The 23,005-nt window shown below is 72.9% G+C and carries 17 protein-coding genes; 8 read left to right on the forward strand and 9 right to left on the reverse strand.

Features of this window, described 5'->3' with window-relative positions:
* Nucleotides 1–35: 35 nt before the first annotated feature.
* Nucleotides 36–2,159, reverse strand: a complete 2,124-nt coding sequence (locus OG202_RS37435; protein WP_328224229.1) for an AfsR/SARP family transcriptional regulator — start codon at nt 2,157–2,159, stop codon at nt 36–38.
* A 114-nt stretch (nt 2,160–2,273) separates the two neighbouring features.
* The gene (locus tag OG202_RS37440; protein ID WP_328224230.1) at nt 2,274–5,432 is read right to left on the reverse strand and encodes an AfsR/SARP family transcriptional regulator; all 3,159 of its coding nucleotides are present in this window, start codon (nt 5,430–5,432) and stop codon (nt 2,274–2,276) included.
* 290 nt (nt 5,433–5,722) lie between these two features.
* On the opposite strand from OG202_RS37440, the gene OG202_RS37445 reads away from it, so the two are divergent.
* Together OG202_RS37445 and OG202_RS37450 are read left to right on the forward strand one after the other, a co-directional pair.
* Nucleotides 5,723–7,096 carry a monooxygenase gene (locus OG202_RS37445; protein ID WP_328224763.1) on the forward strand — a complete coding sequence of 458 codons (1,374 nt, stop codon included), beginning with the start codon at nt 5,723–5,725 and terminating at the stop codon, nt 7,094–7,096.
* Between the two features lie 369 nt (nt 7,097–7,465).
* Nucleotides 7,466–8,689, forward strand: a complete 1,224-nt coding sequence (locus OG202_RS37450) for a hypothetical protein (RefSeq protein WP_328224231.1) — start codon at nt 7,466–7,468, stop codon at nt 8,687–8,689.
* A 93-nt stretch (nt 8,690–8,782) separates the two neighbouring features.
* Here OG202_RS37450 and OG202_RS37455 read toward each other — a convergent pair whose 3' ends face one another.
* On the reverse strand, nt 8,783–9,322 hold the full coding sequence (locus OG202_RS37455; RefSeq protein WP_326575704.1) for a GNAT family N-acetyltransferase: 540 nt from the start codon (nt 9,320–9,322) through the stop codon (nt 8,783–8,785).
* Nucleotides 9,323–9,599: 277 nt separating this feature from the next.
* Here OG202_RS37455 and OG202_RS37460 point away from each other — a divergent pair, with 277 nt between their 5' ends.
* From OG202_RS37460 to OG202_RS37475, 4 genes are all read left to right on the forward strand, one after another.
* Nucleotides 9,600–10,835: an MFS transporter gene (locus OG202_RS37460; RefSeq protein ID WP_328224232.1), complete on the forward strand. Its 1,236-nt coding sequence runs from the start codon at nt 9,600–9,602 to the stop codon at nt 10,833–10,835.
* 214 nt (nt 10,836–11,049) lie between these two features.
* Complete coding sequence (locus OG202_RS37465; RefSeq protein ID WP_328224233.1) at nt 11,050–12,831, forward strand: glycoside hydrolase family 35 protein; 1,782 nt, start codon at nt 11,050–11,052, stop codon at nt 12,829–12,831.
* The gene (locus OG202_RS37470) at nt 12,831–15,329 is read left to right on the forward strand and encodes a beta-galactosidase (protein ID WP_328224234.1); all 2,499 of its coding nucleotides are present in this window, start codon (nt 12,831–12,833) and stop codon (nt 15,327–15,329) included. Before OG202_RS37465 ends, OG202_RS37470 begins: the two co-directional genes overlap by 1 nt.
* 320 nt (nt 15,330–15,649) lie before the next feature.
* Nucleotides 15,650–16,741 carry a LacI family DNA-binding transcriptional regulator gene (locus OG202_RS37475; protein WP_327727349.1) on the forward strand — a complete coding sequence of 364 codons (1,092 nt, stop codon included), beginning with the start codon at nt 15,650–15,652 and terminating at the stop codon, nt 16,739–16,741.
* A gap of 140 nt (nt 16,742–16,881) precedes the next feature.
* Here the strand turns inward: OG202_RS37475 and OG202_RS37480 are convergent, their stop codons facing one another.
* The 3 genes from OG202_RS37480 to OG202_RS37490 form a co-directional block, all read right to left on the reverse strand.
* A complete protein-coding gene (locus OG202_RS37480) occupies nt 16,882–17,697 on the reverse strand; it encodes an SAM-dependent methyltransferase (RefSeq protein WP_326575697.1) in 816 nt (271 codons plus the stop codon).
* A 123-nt stretch (nt 17,698–17,820) separates the two neighbouring features.
* The gene (locus OG202_RS37485) at nt 17,821–18,081 is read right to left on the reverse strand and encodes a DUF397 domain-containing protein (RefSeq protein ID WP_326575695.1); all 261 of its coding nucleotides are present in this window, start codon (nt 18,079–18,081) and stop codon (nt 17,821–17,823) included.
* 1 nt (nt 18,082) lies between these two features.
* Nucleotides 18,083–18,958, reverse strand: a complete 876-nt coding sequence (locus tag OG202_RS37490) for a helix-turn-helix domain-containing protein (RefSeq protein WP_326575693.1) — start codon at nt 18,956–18,958, stop codon at nt 18,083–18,085.
* A 477-nt stretch (nt 18,959–19,435) separates the two neighbouring features.
* On the opposite strand from OG202_RS37490, the gene OG202_RS37495 reads away from it, so the two are divergent.
* Both OG202_RS37495 and OG202_RS37500 read left to right on the forward strand, forming a co-directional pair.
* Complete coding sequence (locus tag OG202_RS37495; protein WP_326575691.1) at nt 19,436–19,912, forward strand: ATP-binding protein; 477 nt, start codon at nt 19,436–19,438, stop codon at nt 19,910–19,912.
* Between the two features lie 118 nt (nt 19,913–20,030).
* The gene (locus OG202_RS37500) at nt 20,031–20,945 is read left to right on the forward strand and encodes an adenosine kinase (RefSeq protein WP_443052327.1); all 915 of its coding nucleotides are present in this window, start codon (nt 20,031–20,033) and stop codon (nt 20,943–20,945) included.
* 47 nt (nt 20,946–20,992) lie between these two features.
* On the opposite strand, the gene OG202_RS37505 is transcribed toward OG202_RS37500, so the two are convergent.
* The 3 genes from OG202_RS37505 to OG202_RS37515 all read right to left on the reverse strand — a co-directional run bounded on the left by OG202_RS37505 (nt 20,993) and on the right by OG202_RS37515 (nt 22,424).
* The gene (locus tag OG202_RS37505) at nt 20,993–21,595 is read right to left on the reverse strand and encodes a GTP-binding protein (protein ID WP_327727348.1); all 603 of its coding nucleotides are present in this window, start codon (nt 21,593–21,595) and stop codon (nt 20,993–20,995) included.
* Nucleotides 21,596–21,639: 44 nt separating this feature from the next.
* A complete protein-coding gene (locus OG202_RS37510; protein WP_326575685.1) occupies nt 21,640–22,068 on the reverse strand; it encodes a roadblock/LC7 domain-containing protein in 429 nt (142 codons plus the stop codon).
* A 74-nt stretch (nt 22,069–22,142) separates the two neighbouring features.
* Nucleotides 22,143–22,424, reverse strand: coding sequence for a hypothetical protein (locus tag OG202_RS37515; protein ID WP_326575683.1), 282 nt, complete (start codon nt 22,422–22,424; stop codon nt 22,143–22,145).
* Between the last annotated feature and the right edge of the window lie 581 nt (nt 22,425–23,005).

Raw genomic sequence — 23,005 nt, forward strand, 5'->3', positions numbered from 1 at the left:
CCCGGAGCGTCCCGGCACATCACGCCATGAAGGGGCTAGACGTCACCCGTGCGCGAGTCGTACGTCCGGGCCCGCTCGGCGGCGAAGACGCGCAGCAGGTCGTGCTGGGCGTAGCGGCCCGGCGCGTGTTCGGTGACGAGGTGGGCGTCGGCGAGGTCGTCGAGCAACAGCCGGGCCCGACGGGCCGGGAGGCCGGCCAGGGATGCTGCCGTGTCCGGGTCCAGGTCGGGGCCGGGGTGCAGCGGCAGCAGACGGAACAGCCGGGCGTGCTCCGGCGGCAGACGACGGTACGAGCGGGCGAAGACGGCGCGGAGGTCGGGCGTCTCGCCGACGTCGGTGGTGGCGGGGCCGTTGGGGGCGCGGAACCTCTCATCGGTGCCGACGGGGCCGACGGGGCCGGGAGGGGAGTCGGGCGTCCCTCCGGGGGCGGCGAAGGCCGTACGGGTGTGGGGTGTTCCTGCGGCGCCGGCGAAGGCCGTACCCGTGTGGGGTGTTCCTGTGGTGTCGGCGAAGGCGTCGAGGCTGTCCCGGGTGTGACGCAGCTCGGCGGCGAGGGCCGGAAGCGGGAGACCGGGGCGGCCGGGGCGGCCGGTGGCGCGGGCGGCGACGATCCGCAGGGCCAGGGGCAGTCGGCCGCACCGGGCGACGATCTCGTCGGCCGCCTCGGGCTCGGCGGTCGGCCGGTCGTGCCCGAGGTGTGCCGCCAGCATCGCCCGCGCGTCCGCCGCCGACGGCAGGCCCAGGCGCAGCGGATGGGCGCCCGAAGCGATCAGCCCCGACAGCCCGTTGCGACTGGTGACCAGGGTCAGGGAGCCCGGCGACGCGGGCAGCAGCGGCCGTACCTGCTCGGTGTCGGCCGCGTCGTCCAGCAGGACCAGCAGCCGCCGGCCGGCCAACAGGCTCCGGTACAGGCCGGCGAGGGAGTCCGTGCGGCCCGGCATACGCGCGGGCGGTACCCCGAGCGCGGTGAGCATCCCGCGCAGCGCCTCCGCGGGGTCCAGGGGTGCCTCGACCGCGTCGAACCCCCTCAGGTCGACGTGGAGTCGGCCGTCGGGGAAGCGTCCGGCGGCCATGCGTGCCCAGTGCGCCGCGAGGGCCGTCTTGCCGATCCCGGGCATCCCGCTGATCAGCACGGTGGCGGGCGCCGCCGCGTGGAGGGCGCGTACGGTCGGGGGCGCCCCGGCGGAGACGGCGACCGCGTCCGTGAGCTCTGCCAGGCGTCCGAGTTCGGACCGTCTGCCGACGAAGGCCGGGAGGTCGGGCGGCAGCGGGGAGAGGCCGGCGGCGGGGGCGGAAGCCGGTCCGGGCCGTGGCGTGTTCGAAGGGGGTCCCGGCGGTCCGGCCGTCCGGGCCGCCGGGGAGCCCGGTGCCGGGTGCGGACCGGCCGGCCCCCACTCCTGCCGGAGCACCCGGGTGTGGGCCGCGGCCAGTTCCGTGCCGGGTGCCACCCCCAACTCCTCGGCCAGCAGCCGTCGTACACGTTCGTACGCGGCCAGGGCCTCCGCCTGGAGGCCGGAGGAGGCCAGGGCCAAGACGAGCGCGGCGTGCAACGACTCGTCGAGCGGGTCGAGTTCGAGGGCCTGGCGCAGCCGGGGCAGCACCTGCTCGGTCCTCCCGCCGAGGAGCGCCGCGTCGGCGGCCATCCGGGCCGTGTGAACCAACTCGCGTTCCACTGCGGCGAACACGGTGTGCTCCCGTACGGCGGCGGGGATCCCCATCGCCACCGGACCGCGCCACTCGCTCAGCGCGTCCACGAAGTGCCGCGACGCCGCCTCGGACCGTCCGGTGGCCGCCGCCCGCTTGCCCCGCTTGGTGAGCGCGCGGAACCGCAGCAGGTCGACCTCGTCCTCGCCCGCCTCCAGCAGATAGCCCCCGGCCCGGCGCAGCAGCCGTCGTCCGGGAGCCCGGGGCGGCAGCCCGGGTTCGAGCAGCCGACGCAGCGAACCGGCGTAGCGGCGCACCACGTTCCGCGCGCTGGCCGGCGCCCGCTCGGGCCACAGCACGTCGACGATCTCGCCCAACGGCACCGACCGACCGGCTCGCACCACCAACAGCCCCAGCAGCGCTCGCTGTTGGGGGAAACCGAGGTCGAGCTCCTCCTCGCCCCGGCGCACCCGAAGCGGTCCCAGTACGTCGAACCGCATCACGTCCCTCCGCATCACGTCCCCCACATCACGTCCCCACAGAAGCGAGTCGGTTGGCTGAGGTCGACCCGATCGGCCCGCCCCGGCCCGGCACCTCACGCGAGGTCCTCGCCAGGGAGAGGGCGCCGGTCACCCGCATCGTTCGCTCGCGGTGAGCAGGGACCGGACCCGGTCGGCGTCGGGGTGGCCGAGGGTGATGAGAAGGGTGAGGGCCTGCTGCCGCACCTCGCGGGCGGTGTCGTGGTCGCTCATCGCGGCATGGGTGTCGCCGAGGTGGACGAGGGTGCAGGCCTCCAGGTACGGCACGCCCAACTCCCGGTAGAGGGCGAGGGCGTGGCCGTAGCCGAGGAGGGCGTTCGGGTGGCGGCCGAGGTGGTGGTGGGCGTAGGCGATGGTGTGCCAGGTGGCGGCCTGGCCGTAGCGGTCGCCGAGTTCCTGGAGCAGGGGCAGGGCCTGGTGGCAGTGGTTCAGGGCCTCCCGGTGCTCGCCGAGCAGCGCGTGGTACCAGCCGACGGAGTTGAGGACACTGGCGTACGCGGCACGACGGCCGCTGTTCCGGAACAGCTCCATGGCCAGCCGGTTGTGGTGGAGGGCGCCGGGTAGATCCCCCTCCTGGTCGCGGGTCCAGCCGAGGCTGCGATGGGTGTCGGCGCGCCCGATGTCGTCCCCGAGGCCGGTGAAGAGCTCCAGCGCACGGTCGAGGCGGGGGCGGGCCGACCCGTGCAGACCGAGCCGGCTCTCGGCCCGGGCCAGCGCGCGCAGGCCCCTGGCCTCCCAGGCGGGTTCGGCCATGCGCAGCGCCGCGTCGAGCGCGATCCGCTGGACGGTCGCCCAGTCGTGCCAGTGCCCCCGCCGGTCGAAGAACGGCTCCAGCGCCCAGGCGAGCAGACACGCCGCCCGGTCGCGGCCGGACCGGGCCGCCGCCCCGACGACGGCGAGCAGCACCGGATACTCGGCGGTCAGCCAGGCCAGCGCCTGCGCGTGGCCGACGAGCGGCTCGGCGCGCAGGCCGGCCGGGGGCGGGCCCGGTGGCATCGGGTCCGCGTACGGGGCGAGCAGCGGCTCGGTGGCGTGCGCGCTGTGCAGGTAGTACGCGTACAGCCGCTCGGTGGCCGCCTCGCGCCCGGCGTCCGGGACCTGATCCGCCAGGAGTTCGGCCGCGTGGGAGCGCAGCAGATCGTGCAGGGCGTACCGGCCGGGGGCGGGCTCGCCCACGAGGTGGACGTCGGCCAGCTCGGTCAGGAGCGAGCGCGCCCGGCGTACGGGCAGCTCGGCGAGCGCGGCCGTCGACGCCACGGAGAAGTCCGGGCCGGGATGCAGTGCCAGCAGCGGGAAGAGGCGTGCTGCCTCGGCCGACACGGCACTCAGCGACCAGGAGAACACCGCCCCGACGTTCGCGGACGCGTCGGTCCGGCTGAACGCGTCCAGGCTGCCGTGCGCCGCGCGCAGCTCCGCCGCGATCGCCGACAACGGGAAGCCCGGGTGCGCCGCGGCCCGCGCCGCGACACAGGCCAGCGCCAACGGAAGTCCCCCGCACAGGGCCGCGATCTCCGCCACCGCCCGTGCCTCACCCGCGAGCCGTCCGGCTCCCAGTCTGCGTTCGAGGAACGTCCGCGCCTGCCCGGCGTCCAGCGGACGCAACGCCAGGGTGTGGGCGCCGTGCGCGGAGACCAGGCCCGACAGCTGGTTGCGGCTCGTCACGATGGTCAGACAGCCGGGCGTACCCGGCAGCAGCGGCCGCACCTGCTCGGTGTCCCGCGCGTTGTCCAGCAGCACCAGGTACCGCCGGCCCGCCAACAGGCTGCGGTACAGCGCCGCCTGGGCGTCCACCCCGTGCGGGACCCGCTCCGGGGGGACCCCCAACGCGTCGAGGAAGACCCGCACCGCTTCCCCCGCGCCCATCACCGCACCGGACGGCGCGAACCCCCGGAGGTTGACGTAGAGCTGCCCGTCCGGGAACCGGTCGGCGACCCGGTGTGCCCAGTGCACGGCGAGTGTGGTCTTGCCGATCCCGGCCATACCGCCGATCGCGCTGATCACCACCGTGCCGGCGGGGCGCACGCCGTCGCCGTCGTTGCTGTCACCGCCGCCATCGACATTGCCATCGACATTGCCATTGCCATCGACATCGACATCGACATCGACATCGACATCGACATTGCCGTCGTCGCCGTCGTGGCTGTCGCCGTCGTGGTCGGCGAGGAGCGCCAACACCTGCTCCAGCTCGGCGCGTCGCCCGGTGAACGTCGGTAGGTCGTGGGGGAGTTGGGCGGGAACGGCGGCGGGTACGGGGGCCGCGCCGTGCGGGGTCGGAGAGCCGGCCGCCGTGGTCACGGCCGCCGCGGTCGCGGCCTCCGAGGAAGCGGCTGCGCGACGCGAACCGGCGCTGTGGGTGACGGTGTTGTGCGTACCGGTGCTGTGCGTACCGGTGTTGTGATGGCCGATGTCGTGCCGACCGCTGCTGTGGGGACCTGCGTGGTGCGGATCGTCCTTGTGCGACGTCCCGTCGGCCCGCCCGGTGGCCCGCAGTACAGCCTGCCGGGCGTCGCGGAGTTCCGGCCCCGGATCGATGCCCAACTCGTCGGCGAGCCTCGCGCGGGCGGCCCGGTAGGTGCCCAGCGCCTCGGCCTCGCGCCCGGTGGCGGCCAGCGCGAGCACCAGCCGGGCCAGCAGCGGCTCGTCCAACGGGTCTGCGGCCGCGGCCTCCTGGAGCATCGGCAGGACGGCGGCGGGACAGCCGGCGCGCAGCGCCGCGTCGGCCGCGTCCCGTACGGCCGCCGGCCGTTCACGATCGACCGCCCCGAACCCGGCGCGGTCCCGCACCTCGGCGGGGAGCCCGTCTCCGACCGGCCCGCGCCACAGACCCACGGCCTCGGTGAGCAGCTTCACGACCCGCGCCGCCGACTCGCGGGTGTCGCCACCCACCAGACGCGCCTCGTCCCGCAGCGCGCGGAACCGCAGCAGATCCAGGGAGTCGGCGTCGACCAGGAGCCGGTATCCGCCCGCGTCCCGTATCAGCCAGCGGCCGACGGCACGGTTGGGCAGACCGGGCTCCACCATGCGCCTCAGCGAACCCACATGACGGCGGACCACGTTCACGGCACTGTCCGGCGGCCGTCTCCCCCACAGCACATCGACGATCTCGCTCACCGCCACCGGTTGCCCGGCCCGCACCAGCAACAGCCCCAACAGCGCCCTCTCCTGCGGACGTCCCCACGCCGGTGCCGCACCCGCCCGCTCCACCCGCACCGACCCCAGAACCGCGAACCGCACCGGCTCCAGCGCCAATTGGCCCTCCTCGTATCTCGTATCTCGTATCTTCTCCCCGCCCCATGACCATACGTGACTCCGCGTCTTACCCAGAGTTACGCGCATGTCATCGCCCCTGAGGGAGCCGGGCTCGGCACCGTCACCGGTGCGCCGCCCCGCCGGGTCGCCGCCGCCGGTGATACAGCTGTTCATCGAAATCGAATAGGTCTCCGAAAAGAGGGGTGGAGTCGGTGAACTCGGTACGGAAGAACGGTCTTCGGGACTCGGTCGACTCGGTCGACGCCGCCGGACCGGCCGGGCGGCACGCGGTGGTGGTCGGGGGAAGCCTCGCGGGGCTGCTCGCGGCGCGGGCTCTCGTCGGTCACGCCGAGCGGGTGACGATCGTGGAACGGGACCGTCTCCCGAAGGAGGACGAGGAGGGGACGGCGTCCCGGCCGGGCGTACCGCAGAGCCGGCACCCGCATGTCCTGCTGGAGGGCGGCCAACGCGCCCTGGACGCGCTGCTGCCCGGGTTCATGGCGGAGCTGAAGGCGGCGGGCGCGCCGCGGGTCGGGATGCCGGCGGACATGGTGCAGTTCCAGAACGGCCGCTGGTTCCGGCGGGTGCCCGCGTCGATCCACATACACACCGGGTCGCGGGCGCAGGTGGAGCGGTTGGTGCGGCGTCGGGTCCTCGCCGAGCCGTCGGTCACGCTCGTCGAGGGGACCGACACCGTCGGCCTGCTCGGGGACGCCACACGCGTTCGGGGCGTGCTGGTGCGCGAGCGCGGTGCCGGAGCCCGGGACGAACAGCGGGAACTCGCCGCCGACCTGGTCGTCGACGCCACCGGTCGCGGCACGAAGGCGTCGCGATGGCTGGCGGCCGTCGGAGCGGAGGCCCCGCACGAGGAGATCATCGACACGGGGCTCGCGTACGCCTCCCGCGTCTACCGCGACACCGGCGGAACCCTGGGCGGTGAACCGTCCGCCGACGCGCTCGGCCTCCACATCGTCCCCGACCCCGCACAGCCGTACGGCGCCGTCGTCGTCCCCCTGGAGGACGGCACCCACCTGGCCACCTTCTCCGGCCTGCGCGGCGACGAACCGCCCACGGACGAGGACGAGTTCGAGGCCTACGCCAAGCGGTTGCCGCACCCCGTGGTGCACCGCTGGATACGCGGAGCCGAGCCGCTGTCGCCGGTCTCCGGCTTCCGGCGGACCGCGAACGTACGACGCCGCTACGACCTCCCCGGCCGCCGCCCCGCCGGATTCCTGGCCACCGGCGACGCCCTGTGCACCTTCAACCCGATCTACGGGCAGGGCATGGCCGTCGCCGCGCTGAGCGCCGTGGCCCTGCGGGACGCGCTGGCCGACCCGCGTCGTACGCCCACCACCCGCCGGGTGCAGCGGGCGCTGCTCGCGGCGTCGCGGCAGGCGTGGGACATCTCGGCCGGGGCGGACAAGAAGATGCCGGGAGCGATCGGCAACGCGGTCGCCGTCCGGCCCGCGGACCGCGTCGCCGGCTGGTATCTGCGCCGGGTGCAGGAACGCGTCCCGGGCGACCCCGTCGTGGGCCGCGCCTTCCGCTCCGTCGTCTCCCTCAAGGAACCGCTCGGCGCTCTGTTCGCCCCGCCCGTGGCCCGGGCCGTTCTCTTCGGGCCCGCCAAGGAGACCCCTGCCGAGCCGCCGATGACGCGTGAGTGACGTGAGGGAACGGAGGACTCCGCCTCCGGGCCCTTGACTCCGGGGGAAAGCGCTTGCCACACTCGCGACCCGCCACATGGATCGCCTGCCGCAACACCGCCGTACGGCCCGGTCCCGTACGCGCCCGCGCCACTCCAGGTCATCGGCCCGTCGGGTCCCCCGACCGTGGACGACCCGGTCGAATCCGGTTCGACTTGGGTCGACTCAGGTTCTACTCGGGTTCGACCAGGAGTGCGCGGCGGACGGCGGACGCACGGCAGGCGCGCCGATCCCCCCACAGGAGAAGCCGAAATGGGACGCAGAGCCGCAGCCCAGCCCACGGACACCGCCATGCCCGCCATATCTGACGGAGTGTCAAACTCCGCTGCCATGACCGTGGTTGCGGTGGACCCCCGTACCCCCACCGCGCGCCGCACACGAGCCCTCGCCACCGCGGCCTGCGCCACCGCCCTGCTCACCGGGGCCGCCGCGCTGACCGCACCCGCGAGCCCGGCCCCGGAACTCGCCGCGGCCCCGGTGGCCGCCGAGGCGCGGGTCGCGGCGGCGTGCGGCGAGGGCTCGTACCAGGCGGAGGCCGTGCTCAGCGGCTCCACCTGGACCGCCCGGCGCGGCAGCGGCGTCACGTACACCGGCACCGACATGCGCGCGGCGATCCAGGCCGCCGTCAACAGCCTCACCTCCGGCCGGACTTCGAAGGAGCGCGTCGTCGTGCGCGGCTCGGGATCCATCGGCGCCGGCTCCCGGGTCTCGCTGCCCAGCTACACCGTGCTCGACGTGTGCGGCACGATCAACGTCACCGGCACGGGCTCCGGCGACCAGGCGCCCGTCTACTCCCGCGGCACCCGCGACATCGAGGTCCAGCACCTCAACCTCACCGGCACCCCGCTGTACGGGATCTTCCTGCGCAACGTCCAGAACGTCGTCCTCGGCCAGCTCGACATGCGCCTCTCGCGCGGCCTCGGCGTCCGGATCGACAACCGGGGCGACACCAGCCAGTGGACGCGGAACGTCAGGATCGACAACGTGTACGTGTCCGGCGCGAGCAGCCACGCCGTCGAGACGTACGGCGTCGACGGGCTCACCGTGGGCACGGTGACCGCCCGCGACGTCGGCGAGTCAGGACTGCTCCTCAACCAGACGATCAACGCCACGGTCACCAAGGTCGACGCGGACGGCGCGGGCGCCGGCACCGGTTACGCGGCCTTCCGCATGGCCAACCGCAACGGCCGGGTGGGCAGTTCGTACCCGACCAACATCCGGGTCGGCGAGGTGATCGCGCGCGGCGGCGGACGCGGCGTCTTCTGTGTCTCCGAGAGCGGCGGCGCGGTCATCGACCGCGTCAACCTCACCAACACCGGCAACAACGCGATCCTGATCGAGAACTGCTACAACGTGAACCTCGCCGCCCAGAGCGGCACGGTCTCCGGCGGCGGCGAGATCCGGCTCGCGGCGCGATCGGAGTTCGCCAACAACCGTGACATCACCGTCCAGAACCTGACGGTCACCAACTCGTCCGTCAGGGAGAGCCCCTGCGGCGAGAACACCACCATCCGCAACAACCGCCTGGTCAACAGCACGGAAAGCATCTGCTGACCAGCCCTCCCGCAGGGCGCGCCCGGAACCCGCTCCCGGGCGCGCCCGCCCTGCCGCTCCCGGCTCAGGCCACTCCGGGGGCCGACGCTGCGATCAGGGCGCCGCCGCGTAGCACCGGACGGTCACCGTCTGGTCCGCGCTCCACCGCTGCTCGACCGTGTCCAGTAGCTGCCAGCCGAGCCGTTCGTAGAGGGCCGCCGCGGCGGTGTCGGACGCCACCACGTCGAGCACCGGATGCAGACCGCGCCGCCGCGCCTCGGCGACGGCCTGGGCCATGAGCAACGCGCCGAACCCCCGGCCACGGGCCGACGGAGCGACGAACAGTCGGCTGACCACGGCCGTCTCGTCGACGCCCGTACCCGTACGGGCGCTCCACAGTCCGGGCGCCGCGTCGTCCGCGCCGCTCCGGGACAGGCCGACATGACCGGCGATCCGGCCGTCGAGTTCCACCACCCAGGCGGCGACGAGCGAGGGCGGCGTCAGCCATTCAGCGGGCCGGTCGGGCCGGTTCAGCGGATAGCCGTCGCGTTCGTGGACCTCCGCGAGCACCGGGGCGCAGTTCCCGAGATCGCGATCGGTCCGATACCGGACAACAGGGGTCGCACGTCCACCGGCCTTGCTCTCACTCTTCACGGCTGCATGGAAACACAGTCCACGGAGCCACCGCCGGGAAATTCCACCCGCCACGAGCGGGCCGCTCCCTCCCTCGCCCCGCTCGGCCGACCACCTCCCGAGCCCCTCCCGCCTCTCCCGTACCGCACCCGTCACCCAGGCCTGCGGGGGATCTTGACGGCGGTGATGTTACCGGTAACACTGCGAGGGTCCCCGTCACGGAGAGGTGGAGTCCCGCGTGCCCGACACACCGACCGCGCAAGAGGTGAGGCAGATCCGACCGGCCCCGGAGGCAAGGGTGTTCAGCCCTGCCGCGGTGGTCGCGTCCTGTGTCGGCTTCGTCCTCATCGGCGCGCTCCAGGCGCTCTACGGCCCCGCCATCCCCGCCTTCCGTGACGAGTTCGGCCTGTCGCCGTCGGCCGCCGGACTCGGGCTGAGCGCCCACTTCGTCGGCGGGGTCGCCGGCGTGCTGCTCTTCGACCGGCTCTACGGGCGGATGGGCAACCGGCGCATCCTCGGCACCTCGTACCTGCTGATGGCCCTCGGCGCCGCGGGCTTCGCCCTCGCCCCGAACTGGCCGGCCGCTCTGGCCGCCGCCCTGCTCGCCGGACTGGGCTTCGGCGGCATCGACTACGGTCTCAACCAGCTCTTCGCCGTCGGCTTCGGCCACCGCTCGACCGCCATGCTGAACATCCTCAACGCCCACTTCGGCATCGGCGCGATCCTCGGCCCGGCCCTGGTCGCCGCCGTCGGCGCCGAGCACTATCCGGCGCTCTTCCTCGCCTTCGCCGCCGCCAACCTGCCGCTGCTGCTCTGCCTGCGCGGCGTCCGCGACCAGGTGCCCCAGCCCGGTTCCGGCACGACCGGGACGACCGGCACGACCGGCACGACCGGCACGACCGGCACGACCGGGACGACCGGGACGACCGGCACGACCGGCACGACCGGGACGACGGCGGGCGGGTCCGCGCGCGGCCGCAGCCTGGGCTCGGTGCTCGCCGTGTTCGTCACCCTCTACGTCCTGCACGTCGGCATCGAGGCCGGGGTCGGCGGCTGGGAACCCACCCACCTGGAGACGGTCGGATACGGCGCCGGCGCCGCCGCGACGGCCACCTCCGTGTACTGGCTGATGATGACGGTCGGCCGCTTCCTGGTCGCCCCCCTCGCCCTGCGCCACTCACCCCAGGCGATCATCACCGTCTCCTGCGCCGGCATGACCGTCTGCCTGCTGCTGGCCTCGGTGCCCTGGCTCGCCCCGTACGCCTACGCCGGAGTCGGCCTGTTCATCGCCCCGATCTTCCCCACCGGACTGCCCTGGCTGAACGCGGCCGCACCCCGGGCCCGCCGGGCCGGCGCGCTCGTCATCGCCGCCTCCATGATCGGAGGCGTGGCGGCCGGCCCGGCGCTCGGCAAGGCCATCGAGTGGTCCGGCGTCCGCGCGGTCCCGCTGCTGCTCTGCGCGGTCTCGGCCGTGTGCCTGCTGGCCACCCTGTGGCTGATCCGCGCCACCCGCACCGACCCGCCTGCCCTGTGACCCGGTTGAACCGACCCCGCCCAGCCACCCGAATGCCCGAGCCCCCACCCGTACGCCCGAGCCGCCCACCCGAATGCCCGAGCCGCCCACCCGTACGCCCGAGCCGCCCACCCGAATGCCCGAGCCGCCCACCCGTACGCCCGAGCCCCCCACCCGTACGCCGGATCCGTCCCTGCCGTCGCCCGCCGTACGCCCCAGCCGAAGGGAAACAGCCTTGCGCACGCCCGCTCTGACCACATCGACCGACGGTTTCCTCCTCCACGGTGAACCGTTCCGGATCATCTCCGGCGCGATGCACTACTTCCGCATCCACCCCGACCTGTGGGCCGACCGGCTGCGCAAGGCCCGGCTGATGGGCCTCAACACCGTGGAGACGTACGTCCCCTGGAATCTCCACCAGCCCGACCCGGACAGCCCGCTCGTCCTCGACGGACTGCTCGACCTGCCCCGCTATCTGAGCCTGGCCCGCGCCGAGGGCCTGCACGTCCTGCTGCGCCCGGGCCCCTACATCTGCGCCGAGTGGGACGGCGGCGGCCTGCCCTCCTGGCTCACCTCGGACACCGACATCCGGCTGCGCTCCAGCGACCCCCGCTTCACGGACGCCCTCGACCGCTACCTCGACATCCTGCTGCCCCCGCTGCTGCCGTACATGGCCGCCAACGACGGCCCCGTCATCGCCGTCCAGGTCGAGAACGAGTACGGGGCGTACGGCGACGACACCGCGTATCTCAAGCACGTGCACCAGGCGCTGCGGTCCCGGGGCGTCGAGGAGCTGCTCTTCACCTGCGACCAGGCCGGCTCCGGCCACCACCTGGCCGCCGGGAGCCTGCCCGGCGTCCTGTCGACCGCCACCTTCGGCGGCAGGATCGAGGAGTCACTGAAGGCGCTGCGGGCCCACATGCCCGAAGGGCCGCTGATGTGCTCGGAGTTCTGGATCGGCTGGTTCGACCACTGGGGCGAGGAGCACCACGTGCGGGACGCGGAGAGCGCCGCCGCCGACCTCGACAAACTCCTGGCGGCCGACGCCTCCGTCAACATCTACATGTTCCACGGCGGCACCAACTTCGGCTTCACCAACGGCGCCAACCACGACCAGTGCTACGCCCCGATCGTCACCTCCTACGACTACGACGCCGCCCTCACCGAGTCCGGCGACCCCGGGTCCAAGTACCACGCCTTCCGTGAGGTGATCGCCCGCCATGCCCCGGTCCCGGACGAACCGGCCCCGGCCCCCGCACCCAAACTCTCCGGAATCACCGTGGAGTTGAACCGACAGGCACCCCTGCTGCCGTACGCGACCTCCCTCGACGCCCCGGTGGAACGCACCGAACACCCGCTCACGATGGAGGAGTTGGGGCAGCGCTCCGGTTATGCCCTCTACCGCACGACCCTCCCCGAGGCGGGCGACGGTCTGCTCCACTTCGCCGGCGGTGTCGGCGACCGCGCCCAGGTCTTCGTGGACGGCGCCCCGGTGGGCGTACTGGAACGGGAACGCCACGACGAGACCCTGCCCCTGCGCGTCCCGACCCCCGGCGCCACACTCGACGTCCTGGTCGAGAACATGGGCGGCGTCAACTACGGCCCCCGGATCGGCGCCGCCAAGGGCCTGCTCGGCCCGGTCACCTTCAACGGCACCGCCCTGCTCGGCTGGGCCACCCACCGGCTGCCGCTGGCCGACCTGTCCACGGTTCCCTTCGCCCCCGCTTCCGCCGAGGCGACCCCGGTCACCGTCCCCGCCTTCCACCACGGCACCTTCGACGTCGACACCCCCGCCGACACCTTCCTCGCCCTGCCCGGCTGGACCAAGGGCCAGGCCTGGATCAACGGCTTCCACCTCGGCCGCTACTGGAACCGGGGCCCGCAGCGCACCCTGTACGTCCCCGCCCCGGTCCTGCGCCCCGGCGCCAACGACCTGGTGCTGCTGGAGCTCAACGCCACGACCAGTTCCCGCGCCGAGTTCACGGACACACCCGACCTGGGCCCGGTGAAGCCCTGATGGCGTCGGCCCACCATCTACGGCTCCCCGTCGGGCAGGAGCCGCCCCTGCGCGGCCACCTCCCCTTCGTCGACGCGCCGGAGGCCGCCGATCCCATCGAGGTCACCAGCCGTTGGCTGACACGGGGCGGCCGTCCGTGGTTCCCGGTCTCCGGCGAGTTCCACTACACCCGCTACCCGGCGGGGGAGTGGGAGGAGGAACTGCTGAAGATGAAGGCGGGCGGGGTGACGGTCGTCGCGGCGTACGTCATCTGGATCCACCACGAGGAGACCGAGGGCCGCATCCGTTTCGACGGCGACCGCGACCTGCGCCGCTTCGCCGAACTCTGCGCCCGCCACGGCCTGGACTTCGTCCCCCGCATCGGCCCGTGGGTCCACGCCGAGGTCCGGGGCGGCGGCCTGCCCGACTGGGTGCTGGCCCGCACGGACGCACCCCGCACCGACGACCCGGCCTACCTCGCCCCCGTCCGCACCTGGTACGCGGCGATCGCCGAACAACTCCACGGCCTGGACCGTTCCCACGGCGGCCCGATCGTCGCGATCCAGATCGAGAACGAGCTGTACGACCAGCCGGGCCATCTGCTCACGCTGAAACGGATGGCCCAGGAGGCCGGCCTGTCGGCTCCCCTCTGGACGTCGACAGCCTGGGGCGGCGTGCGACTGCCGCCCGACGAACTCCTTCCCCTCTACGGCGGCTACACCGAGACCTTCTGGACCGAGGCGGACGGCGGCTGGCCCGACACCTGCCGCAAGCACTTCTTCTTCACCCACCAGCGCGACGACGAGGGCATCGGCGCGGACCTCCGTCCGACGACGGTACGCGGTGGTGATCCGCAGGCGCTGGCCGGTCGATTCCCCTGGGCCACCTGCGAGTTGGGCGGCGGCATGGCGGTGTCCTACCACCGTCGGCCGCGCGTCGACGCCGCCGACATCGGCGCCCTCGGCCTCACCAAGATCGGCTGCGGATCGGTCTGGCAGGGCTACTACATGTTCCACGGCGGCACGAACCCGCCGGGGGACCTCACCACCCTCCAGGAGTCGCACGCCACCGGCTGTCCCAACGACCTCCCCGTCCTCACCTACGACTTCCAGGCCCCCCTCGGCGAGTACGGCCAGTACCGCCCCTCCTACGACGAACTCCGCCTCCAACACCTTCTGTTGGCCGACTTCGGCCACAGAATCGCCCCGATGGACTCGGTCCTGCCCGAGCGGCGGCCGGCAGGCCAGGACGACCGGGAGACGCTGCGGTGGGCGGTCCGCGGCGACGGCCGATCGGGCTTCCTCTTCGTCAACAACCACCAGCCGCACGAGCCGCTGCCGGACCACCCGGGCACGACGTTCACGATCGAGCTCCCGGGGAGCCCGGCGGATGCGGGGGGCGCGGAGGGCGCGGAGGGCGCGGAGGATTCTGCCGGCTCGGCCGGCCCGGCCGGCTCCGCGAGTTCGGCCGGGCACGTTCTGTCGTTGCCGAGCGCACCTGTCACGATCCCCCGAGGGGCCTACTTCTGCTGGCCCTTGCGGCTGGACGTCGCCGGGCTGCGGCTCGACTGGGCCACCGCGCAGCCCGTCTGCACGGTCGACGACGGGCGCGGCCGTACGGTCCTGGTCCTGGCCGCGACCGACGGCATCACCCCCGAACTCGCCCTGGACATCCGCACGGTGACGACGGTCCGCGCACCGTCGGGCGAGGTCACCACCGCGGGCGACCGCATCCTGGTGACCGGGCTGCGCCCCGGCACGGACGCGCTGGTCGAGGTCGACACCACCGACGGCGGCCGTGTCGGCCTCCTGGTCCTGGACGCGGCGACGGCCCGTACCGCCTACCGGGGCCCGGCCTGGGGCGCCGAGCGGCTCGTCCTCGCCGACGGCGGCGTCGTCTTCGACGCCCACGCCGACGAGGTACGCGTCCACAGCACGGCCCCGGAACCGTCGTTCGCCGTCCTGCCCGCCCCGGAGCGGGCTCCGGTGGTGGCCGGGGCGATGGTGAAGGAGGCGGCGGACGGGGTGTTCGTCCGCTACACGGTGGTGGCGGAGGACGACGGGCGCCGCGGACCCGGCGGCACGGAAGGCGTACTGCCGGTCACCCTGGTCCGACCCGCGGGCGAGGCGCCGCCGGTCACGACGGGCGTACGGGGACGGGCGAGTGTGCCTGCCGACGAGTACTTCGACACGGTGGCCGCCGAGTACGCCATCGCGCTGCCGGACGATCCACCGCCCGGCACCCTCCTCCGCGTCCACTGGACCGGCGACGTGGGCCGCGCCTCTGTGGGGGATCGCCTCGTCGCCGACCAGTTCCACGCGGGCCGTGTCTGGGACATCGGCCTCGACCGGCTGCCGGCGGAGGCGCTGCGGGCGGAGGGGCTGCGGCTGCGTGTGCTGCCGCTGCCCGCCGGGGCGGCCGTGTACGTACCGGGCTGGACGGGGGACTCCGAGATCCCGGCGGAGATCGTCCGGGCGGAGTGCACCACCGTCCGCACCTGGCCCCTCCGTCCCGGCTGATCCCCGGCTTTCCTCGCCCCCGCCGCCCCTACCCGTCCCATCCTCAAGGGGCTGCGCCCCTTCGACCCCAGCTGCGGGTCCGTCGTGGTTGCTCGCGCAGTTCCCCGCGCCCCTTGAAGGTCCTGCGGCCCTTTAGGGGTGCGGGGAACTGCGCGAGAAGCCCCACCTACCCGCACCCGACAACCCACCCCTCGGGGTCGAAGGGGCAGCGCCCCTGGGGACGGGACGGGTAGGGGCGGCGGGGGCGAAATCCCCGGACCTATCCTGTGGCCCCACGCAGAACACGACAGACCGGCCCCCTCGAAGAAGGAAGCAGCCGCATGCCCCGAAGCACGACGGACGGCAGCGCGGCCGAACGCCCCGGCGGAGCCGCCCGCGGCCGCAGCCGACGCAACTTCGCCGGCTCCCGCCCGGTGATGGACGACGTGGCCCGCCTCGCCGGCGTCTCCAAGCAGACCGTCTCCCGCGTCCTCAACGACAACCCGGCGGTCCGGGCGGAGACCCGGGAGGCCGTGCTGGAGGCCATGCGGACACTCGGCTACCGCCCCAGCCGCAGCGCACGCTCGCTGGCCAGCGGCCGGACCCGGATGCTCGGGGTGATCTCCTTCGACGCGGCGCGCTACGGCCCCGCCTCCACCCTGACCGCGATCAACACGGCGGCCCAGGAGGCGGGTTACCTCGTCAGTTCCATCGCCCTCGACACGGCGGACCGGGACACGGTCGTCCAGGCGGTGGACCGGCTGTCCGCCGAGGGCGCGGACGGGATCATCGCCATCGCCCCCCAGCGTCCGGTCGCCACCGCACTCGCGCGGTCCCGCCCGGACACCCCGATGGTGATGCTGGACAACGGTCTCGGCGACGGCACCCCCGTCGTCTCCTCGGACTTCACGGGGGGCGCCCGGCTGGCGACCGAACATCTGCTGGCCCTCGGCCACCCCACCGTCCGGCACATCGCGGGCCCGACCGGCTGGACCTCCGCCGACCGACGCGCCGCGAGCTGGCGCGCGACCCTGCGGGAGGCCGGCGCACGCGTCCACGAACCCCTCGTCGGGGACTGGAGCGCCGACTCCGGCTACGAGCTGGGGCGGCGGCTCGCGGACGACCCGGACGTCACCGCCGTGTTCGTCTCCAACGACCAGATGGCGCTCGGCCTGCTGCGCGCCCTGCACGAGGCCGGGCGCCGGGTCCCGGACGACGTGAGCGTGGTCGGCTACGACGACATCCCGGAGGCGGCGCACCTGCTGCCGCCGCTGACGACCGTCCGTACGGACTTCTCGTCGATCGGCACGAGGGCGCTGCGCTTGCTGTTGACGCAGTTGGACGACCCGGCGGATACAGGTGAGGCTTTGGAGAAGGACCCGGTCATCCCCGTCGAACTCATCGTTCGTGACAGTACGGGGCCGGCACGGTAGCGCTCCGTGCCGGGGCGCCAAGGTGCGTCAGCGGCTGCGGGTACGCCGAGGCTGATCGCGCAGTTCCCCGCGCCCCCAGAAGAAGCCCACCGACCCGGCACCGAGAAGCTGGGCGGTGCCGGGCCGAGTGCTCTGAGGACCTACGGCTTTCTTGCGATCGCCCCGTACATCGCGATGTCCTCGTCGCGGATGTCCTGCTCGCCCGTGCCGTCCGGGTGCCACTTGTGGACCTGGACGATGCCGGGCTCGACGAGTTCGAGGCCGTCGAAGAACTCGTGGGCCTCGTCGATCGTGCGGAGCCGCATCGGCATGTCGCGGGCCGCGTACTCGCGGGCCACCCGGCCCACCTCCTCGGGGGCGAACTCGGCGGTGCCGATGGTCATCGCCAGATAGCTGCCCGAGGGGAGGGGTTCGAGGAGACGGCGGACGATGCCGACCGCGTCGTCCTCGTCGAGGACGAAGTGGACGATCGCGATCACGGTGAGCGCGACCGGCTCGCTCAGGTCGAGGGTCTCCAGGAACTCGGGGGAGCCGAGGACGGTCTCCGGGTCCTGGAAGTCGGCCTCGATGTAGGCGGTCCTGCCCTCGGGGGTGCTGGCCAGCAGCCCCTGGGACAGGGTGAGGACGATCGGGTCGTTGTCCACGTAGACGACCCGGGACTCGGGGGCCACCGACTGGGCTATCTCGTGGAGGTTGGGGGAGGTGGGGATGCCGGTTCCGATGTCGAGGAACTGGCGCATGCCCGCCTTCTCGGCGAGCCAGCGCACCGCGCGGTTCATCCAGTCACGGTTGGCGCGCATGTGGACCGGCAGGGCCGGCCACTCGTGCGCCATCGCGTCACCGGCCTCCTTGTCGGCCGGGTAGTAGTCCTTGCCGCCGAGGATGTAGTCGTAGATCCGAGCGGAATGCGCGTGCTCGGTGTCGATCCGGTCGGCCGGCCATCCGTTGTCGGGCAACGCCGCCCCTCCCATCAGGTCGTGTGGTCCAGGTGCACGGTCGGGCAAATGCCGGGGGTTCGGCAAGCGGTGAACCCCGGGTTCGAACAGGTGGTGCGTCAACGAGACGTGGCAGCAAGGGAATCAGAGCAGGAAGTCGGCCTCGCCCGCCTTCACTCCGGCCAGAAAGCTGGTCATCTCACGGGGGGTGAAGAGCAGCGCCGGCCCGTCCGGGTCGGTCGACTGGCGTACGGCGACCCGGCCGTCGGCGAGCTTCTTCACCTCGACGCAGGCGCCGCCCGCGTCGTCGCTCCACGGCCGGCGCCAGTCCTGGGTGCCGAGATCACGGGCGGGCATGCCGTTGCGGACGCCGTTGTGTACTCCGTCGGGTATGTGGTGGTGCACGTCAGAGCTCCTTGCGTATCGCACCGAGGAGGACCTCGGTCTTGCGGGCGGGCGCCGACTGCGCGCCCAGCCGGTCCAGGGCCTCGCGGTAGACGACGACGTCGTCGCCCTTGTCGAGGTACACGGCGCCCACCAGACCGCTGAGGTAGACGATGTCCGGCAACTCGGGTGCCCTGAACCGGAAGAGGTGGAACGCACCGGCCCGCATCGCCGGATGCGGACCGTTGTGGAACGGCATGAGCTGGACCGTCACATGCGGCAGCCGGTTCAGCTCGATCAGATGGTCGATCTGGGCGCGCATCACGTCCGGTCCGCCGACCGGCCATCTGAGCACCGTCTCGTCCATCACCACCCACAGCCGCGGCGGTTGCGCACGGGTGAGGAGTTCCTGGCGCCGCATCCGCAGCGCCACCCGCCGCTCGGTGTCCTCGGTCGCCGCGTGCGGGTTGCCGGCCCCGAGCAGGGCACGGGCGTACTCCTCGGTCTGGAGCAGGCCGTGCACGAACTGTGCCTCGTACGCGCGGATCTGGAGCGCCGCCTGCTCCAGGCTGAGGTAGGCGGCGAACCAGTCGGGCAGGACGTCACGGTAGGTGTGCCACCAGCCGCGTTTGTTGGCCTCCCGGACCGACTTCAGGAAGGTCTCGATCTCCTGCTGGTCCCGTACGCCGTAGACCTGGAGCAGTTTCTCGACGTCCGGGAGGCGGAGCCGGGCGACCTTCGCGGCCTCCAGACGGCGGATCGTGGAATGGCTGACACCGATCGCCTCGCCCGCCTGCTCGAACGTCAGTCCGGCACGCGTGCGCAGCTCCTCCAGCTGTCTGCCGAGGATCATGCGCAGCACGGAGGGGGCGCCGCCCCAGTCCGTCTCCGCGGTCACGCCCACCACCCCCTCACGCCGAGCACAGAGGTCATGTCGCACTGCCTTACGGCTCTTGCGCACTTTCCTTCAAGGGTTGCGCGTTGTTGTACGAGTCGCTTCGAGAGCGCAGTCTGACACGATCTTGGCGCGAACGGGGGCGTCATGCGACGCACAAATTGCAAATTTCAACTTGCTGGTTGCGAGGTGTTGTTCGCGGATGCCACAGTGGACGTACCGTCACGGCTTCGGCGAACACCGGGGCCGCGCGGCCAGGTTGGGGGAGATGTGGCCGCAACTCAGCGCTGTCCGCCACGAGTTGCAAGAGTTCGCGGCGAACGGCGAGGCGGCCGTGGCACCGGCACCACCCCGGTGCGAAGGGCCAACGAAAGGCATACGGCGATGGCTCCGCCCACCCTCCCCCCGTCCACGGACCGGTTAGCCCCGACCATGTACCCACCCCTTGGAACAGAGGCCTACGAACCCCACAGAGCGGGCGTGTTCGGACTGCCCGCGGTGCCCGCGTCGGCGGGCGAGGCGCGCAGAACCGTGCGCGAGTTGCTCGGCGAGTGGGGGGTGCGTCCGGAGACCTGCGAGGACGCTCTCCTGATCACGTCCGAGCTGGTCACCAACGCGTTGACACACACGGACAGCGAGTGGATCGTGTGCCGGCTGCACTTCACCGGCCGTCGGCTCCGGATCGAGGTGGAGGACCAGAACAGCGGTCACGCACAGCCTGCCCGGCGTCGTCCGGGCCCCGACGACCAGAACGGGCGTGGGCTCATGCTGGTCGGCATGCTCAGCAGCGACTGGGGGGTGCGCCACACCCCACAACGGTCCGGTCGCGTCGTCTGGGCAGAACTGCCGTCGGAGGGCCGGGAAACCCCCGAGCCCGCCCCTCCGACGGCCCCGCACGAGAACACGGCCCCGCACGAGAACGAAGGTCTCCCCGTGACCGACCCGTCCTGGACCTAGGCCACCTGGCTCCCACCGCCACGTTCGCCGGTGAGGGTGACCGGAGTCCCGCTCCGGTCACCCGCCGGCCTGCCCGGACGTACGCTGCCTCCGCAGTGACCCCCTCACCGCTGGAGGCATGGTGCGCACCGAGTCCGAGATCGACGTCCTCGTGCTGGGCGGGGCGGGCGTCGACACCATCGTGTACGTCCCCGAGCTGCCCCTCCCGTTCGCCGACAGCCATCTGGTGCCGGCCATCGAGACCCGGGCCGGGCAGACCGGTGACTTCATGGCGGTCGCCACGCACGCGCTCGGCCTGCGGACCCACCACCTGGATCTGCTCGGCGACGACCCCGAGGGCGACCTGGTCCGTGCCCTGCACCGCGACCGGGGCGTCCCCTTCACCGAGGCGCCCCTGCCCGGCGGCACCCGGCGGGCGGTGAACCTGGTCGGCCCGGACGGGCGCCGCTGCTCGCTCTACGACGGCAGCCGGAGCCAGGAGGTGGACGAACTGCCGCCGGAGGCGGTCCGGTCGCTGGCCGGGGTCAGCCACCACGTCCATGTCTCCATCAGCCAGCCGTGCGCGGCCTCGCTGCCGGTGCTGCGCGACCTGGGGGTGCCCGTCTCGACCGATCTGCACGACTGGGACGGGACCAACCCCTACCACGAGCCGTTCGCGTACGCCGCCGACCTGGTCTTCCTGTCCGCCGCAGCGCTCGCCGACCCGGAGAAGACCATGCGCCGGATCGCCGAGCGGGGCCGGGCCCGGACCGTCGTCGCCACGGACGGGGCGCGGGGCGCCTACCACCTGGCCGACGGCGAGCTGAGCCACATCCCGGTGGTGGCCCCGCCGACGCCGGTGGTGGACTCCAACGGGGCGGGCGACGCCTTCGCGGCGGGCTACCTCTTCGGCCGTCTCACCGGCGAACCGCCGTACCGGTGCGGCCTCTTCGGCGCGATCGCCGGAGCGTACGCCTGCACCGTCCCCTCGACCCGTACCGATTCCATCGGCCGCGCCGAACTGCTCGCCCGGGCGGAGGAGTTGACTTCCTGAGGTGCGGCCGGAGTCGCAGGGGCGCAGGGTCGGGCGGACGCTGGGCCTCAGCCCGGCCGGAGCCCCGCCGCGACCAGGCGCGCCTCCATCTTGCGGCGGGCCGCGCCGAGCACCGCGAGCAGGAGCTCCTTGCTGGACTGGCGTTGGCGCACGTCGCAGAGGACGACCGGGACGGTGGGCGCCAGATCGAGGGCCTGCCGGACCTGCTCGGGGTCGACCTCACGGCGGCCGTCGAAGCAGTTGACGCCGACCGCGAAGGGAATGCCGCGGGACTCGAAGAAGTCGACCGCGGCGAAGGAGGAGTCGAGCCGCCGGGTGTCGGCGAGGACCACGGCTCCGAGGGCACCGCTGCACAGGTCGTCCCACATGAACCAGAACCGGTCCTGGCCCGGCGTGCCGAAGAGATAGAGCACCAGCTCGGGGGAGATGGTGATTCGGCCGAAGTCCAGGGCGACGGTGGTGGAGACCTTACGCTCGACGCCCCTGAGGTCGTCCACGCGTCTGCCCGCCGCGCTGATGTGCTCCTCGGTCGCCAGCGGGGTCACCTCGCTCACCGAGCCCACCATGGTGGTCTTGCCGACGCCGAAGCCACCCGCGATGAGGATCTTCAGGGCGGTGGGTACGACCGGCTCGGAGCTGACGGACACCATCCATCACCCTTTCGACGAGTTCCAGGCCCGGCCGCCGTCGCGGCTCACGCGTCCTGCACGTAATCGGACGGGGTTTCCGAACGGGGCGCCGCACTCAGGTATTTGCCGACCTGCTTGACCAAGGTGCCCATCTCGAACGCCATCATCCCGACGTCCACCTCCTCCGAGGCGATGGCGGCCAGCCGCGCGCCCCGGCCCGCGGCGGTGACGAAGAGGAACGCCCGCTCCATCTGGATGACCGTCTGCTGGACCTCGCCGCCGTGGAAGTGACGGGCCACGCCCCGGGCCAGACTGTGCATGCCCGAGCCCACGGCGGAGAGGTGCTCCGCGTCGTCGAACCGGATGTCCTTCGACTTGCCGATGAGAAGGCCGTCCCCGGACAGCACGATGGCGCAGCGGATCTCGGGTATGCGTTCCACGAGTCCGTCCAGCAGCCAGTCCAGTTGGGGACCGGGTCGTACCTGCTCTGTCATGTCGTGCCTGTTCCTCACGGTCGGTCGGCGCCAGGGGCGGCGCCGGGTCGTCGGGGCGCCGGGGGCAGCGCCCGTCAGGCGGCGCCGGGGCCGGGTCGTGGTGTGCGCGGACCGTCGGTGTCGTCCGGTCCGGCCAGCCGGGCCCGCGTCGAGCCCCACCGGATCGCCACCATGGCGCGGGCCAGGTCGTCCGGGCAGAGCGTGTCCTGTGCGTCGTCGTCCGCTCCGGGTGCCTCGGCCGTGTCCTCGCCGGGCGGAGGCGCGGGTGGAGTGTTCCGGGGGCGCCGGGGCAGGCTTTGGGGGCCCTGGGGGAGGGGCGGGGCGCCGGCCTCGGTGCGGGGCGTGTCACCGCTCATCCGGGTCACCGGGTCGTACCGCGCGTGGTGCCGATGGGGGTCCCTCCGCGCGAGTGCGTTCGAGCGCGGGGGAGGGTGCCTGGCATCTGATTCCTCGTGGGACAGCGAACATCCGATGGCGATGGGGGGTGCCGCGAGCCGCCCGGCCTCCCCTGTGCTCCGGCCTGACACGCCGTCGGCGAATGTCTGCGAGCGGACGGAACGGTATCAGGACCCGAGCCCCGTCGTCAGCATCCGCCGGGGCGCAACTTAGCGCCGCGTGGCGGCGATTGACGAGACGTCCGGAAGCGTGCGACGCGGGCGCGGTACGGCTTCGGCGGACGGACCGCTTCCGGAGGGTTCCCGAAAGCTGACTTGTCGACACATCAGCGTCTCAGGATCAGCACTACCCGGCCACATCCGGTGCCTGGGTGGGTGGCTTGAATTCTGCGGCGACCTGCTCAAACATGCACGCATGGCACGACAGTTTGGTATTTGGCGGTGCACAGCGCGGAGGGAAGACGCCTCCGGGCGGGTGTGCCTGGTGGTCAGGTGGACAGTTGCCCGATTCCGGGTCGGCATGACCGAGCAAGTTCGACTAG

Source organism: Streptomyces sp. NBC_00310, from assembly GCF_036208085.1.
GTDB lineage: Bacteria > Actinomycetota > Actinomycetes > Streptomycetales > Streptomycetaceae > Streptomyces.

Coding starts and splice junctions, on each gene's coding strand:
- OG202_RS37475 (WP_327727349.1), top strand. CDS start 15,650: ATGCCCCGAAGCACGACGGACGGCAGCGCGGCCGAACGCCCCGGCGGA.
- OG202_RS37450 (WP_328224231.1), top strand. CDS start 7,466: ATGACCGTGGTTGCGGTGGACCCCCGTACCCCCACCGCGCGCCGCACA.
- OG202_RS37510 (WP_326575685.1), bottom strand. CDS start 22,068: ATGACAGAGCAGGTACGACCCGGTCCCCAACTGGACTGGCTGCTGGAC.
- OG202_RS37515 (WP_326575683.1), bottom strand. CDS start 22,424: ATGAGCGGTGACACGCCCCGCACCGAGGCCGGCGCCCCGCCCCTCCCC.
- OG202_RS37470 (WP_328224234.1), top strand. CDS start 12,831: ATGGCGTCGGCCCACCATCTACGGCTCCCCGTCGGGCAGGAGCCGCCC.
- OG202_RS37500 (WP_443052327.1), top strand. CDS start 20,031: ATGGTGCGCACCGAGTCCGAGATCGACGTCCTCGTGCTGGGCGGGGCG.
- OG202_RS37505 (WP_327727348.1), bottom strand. CDS start 21,595: ATGGTGTCCGTCAGCTCCGAGCCGGTCGTACCCACCGCCCTGAAGATC.
- OG202_RS37435 (WP_328224229.1), bottom strand. CDS start 2,159: ATGCGGAGGGACGTGATGCGGTTCGACGTACTGGGACCGCTTCGGGTG.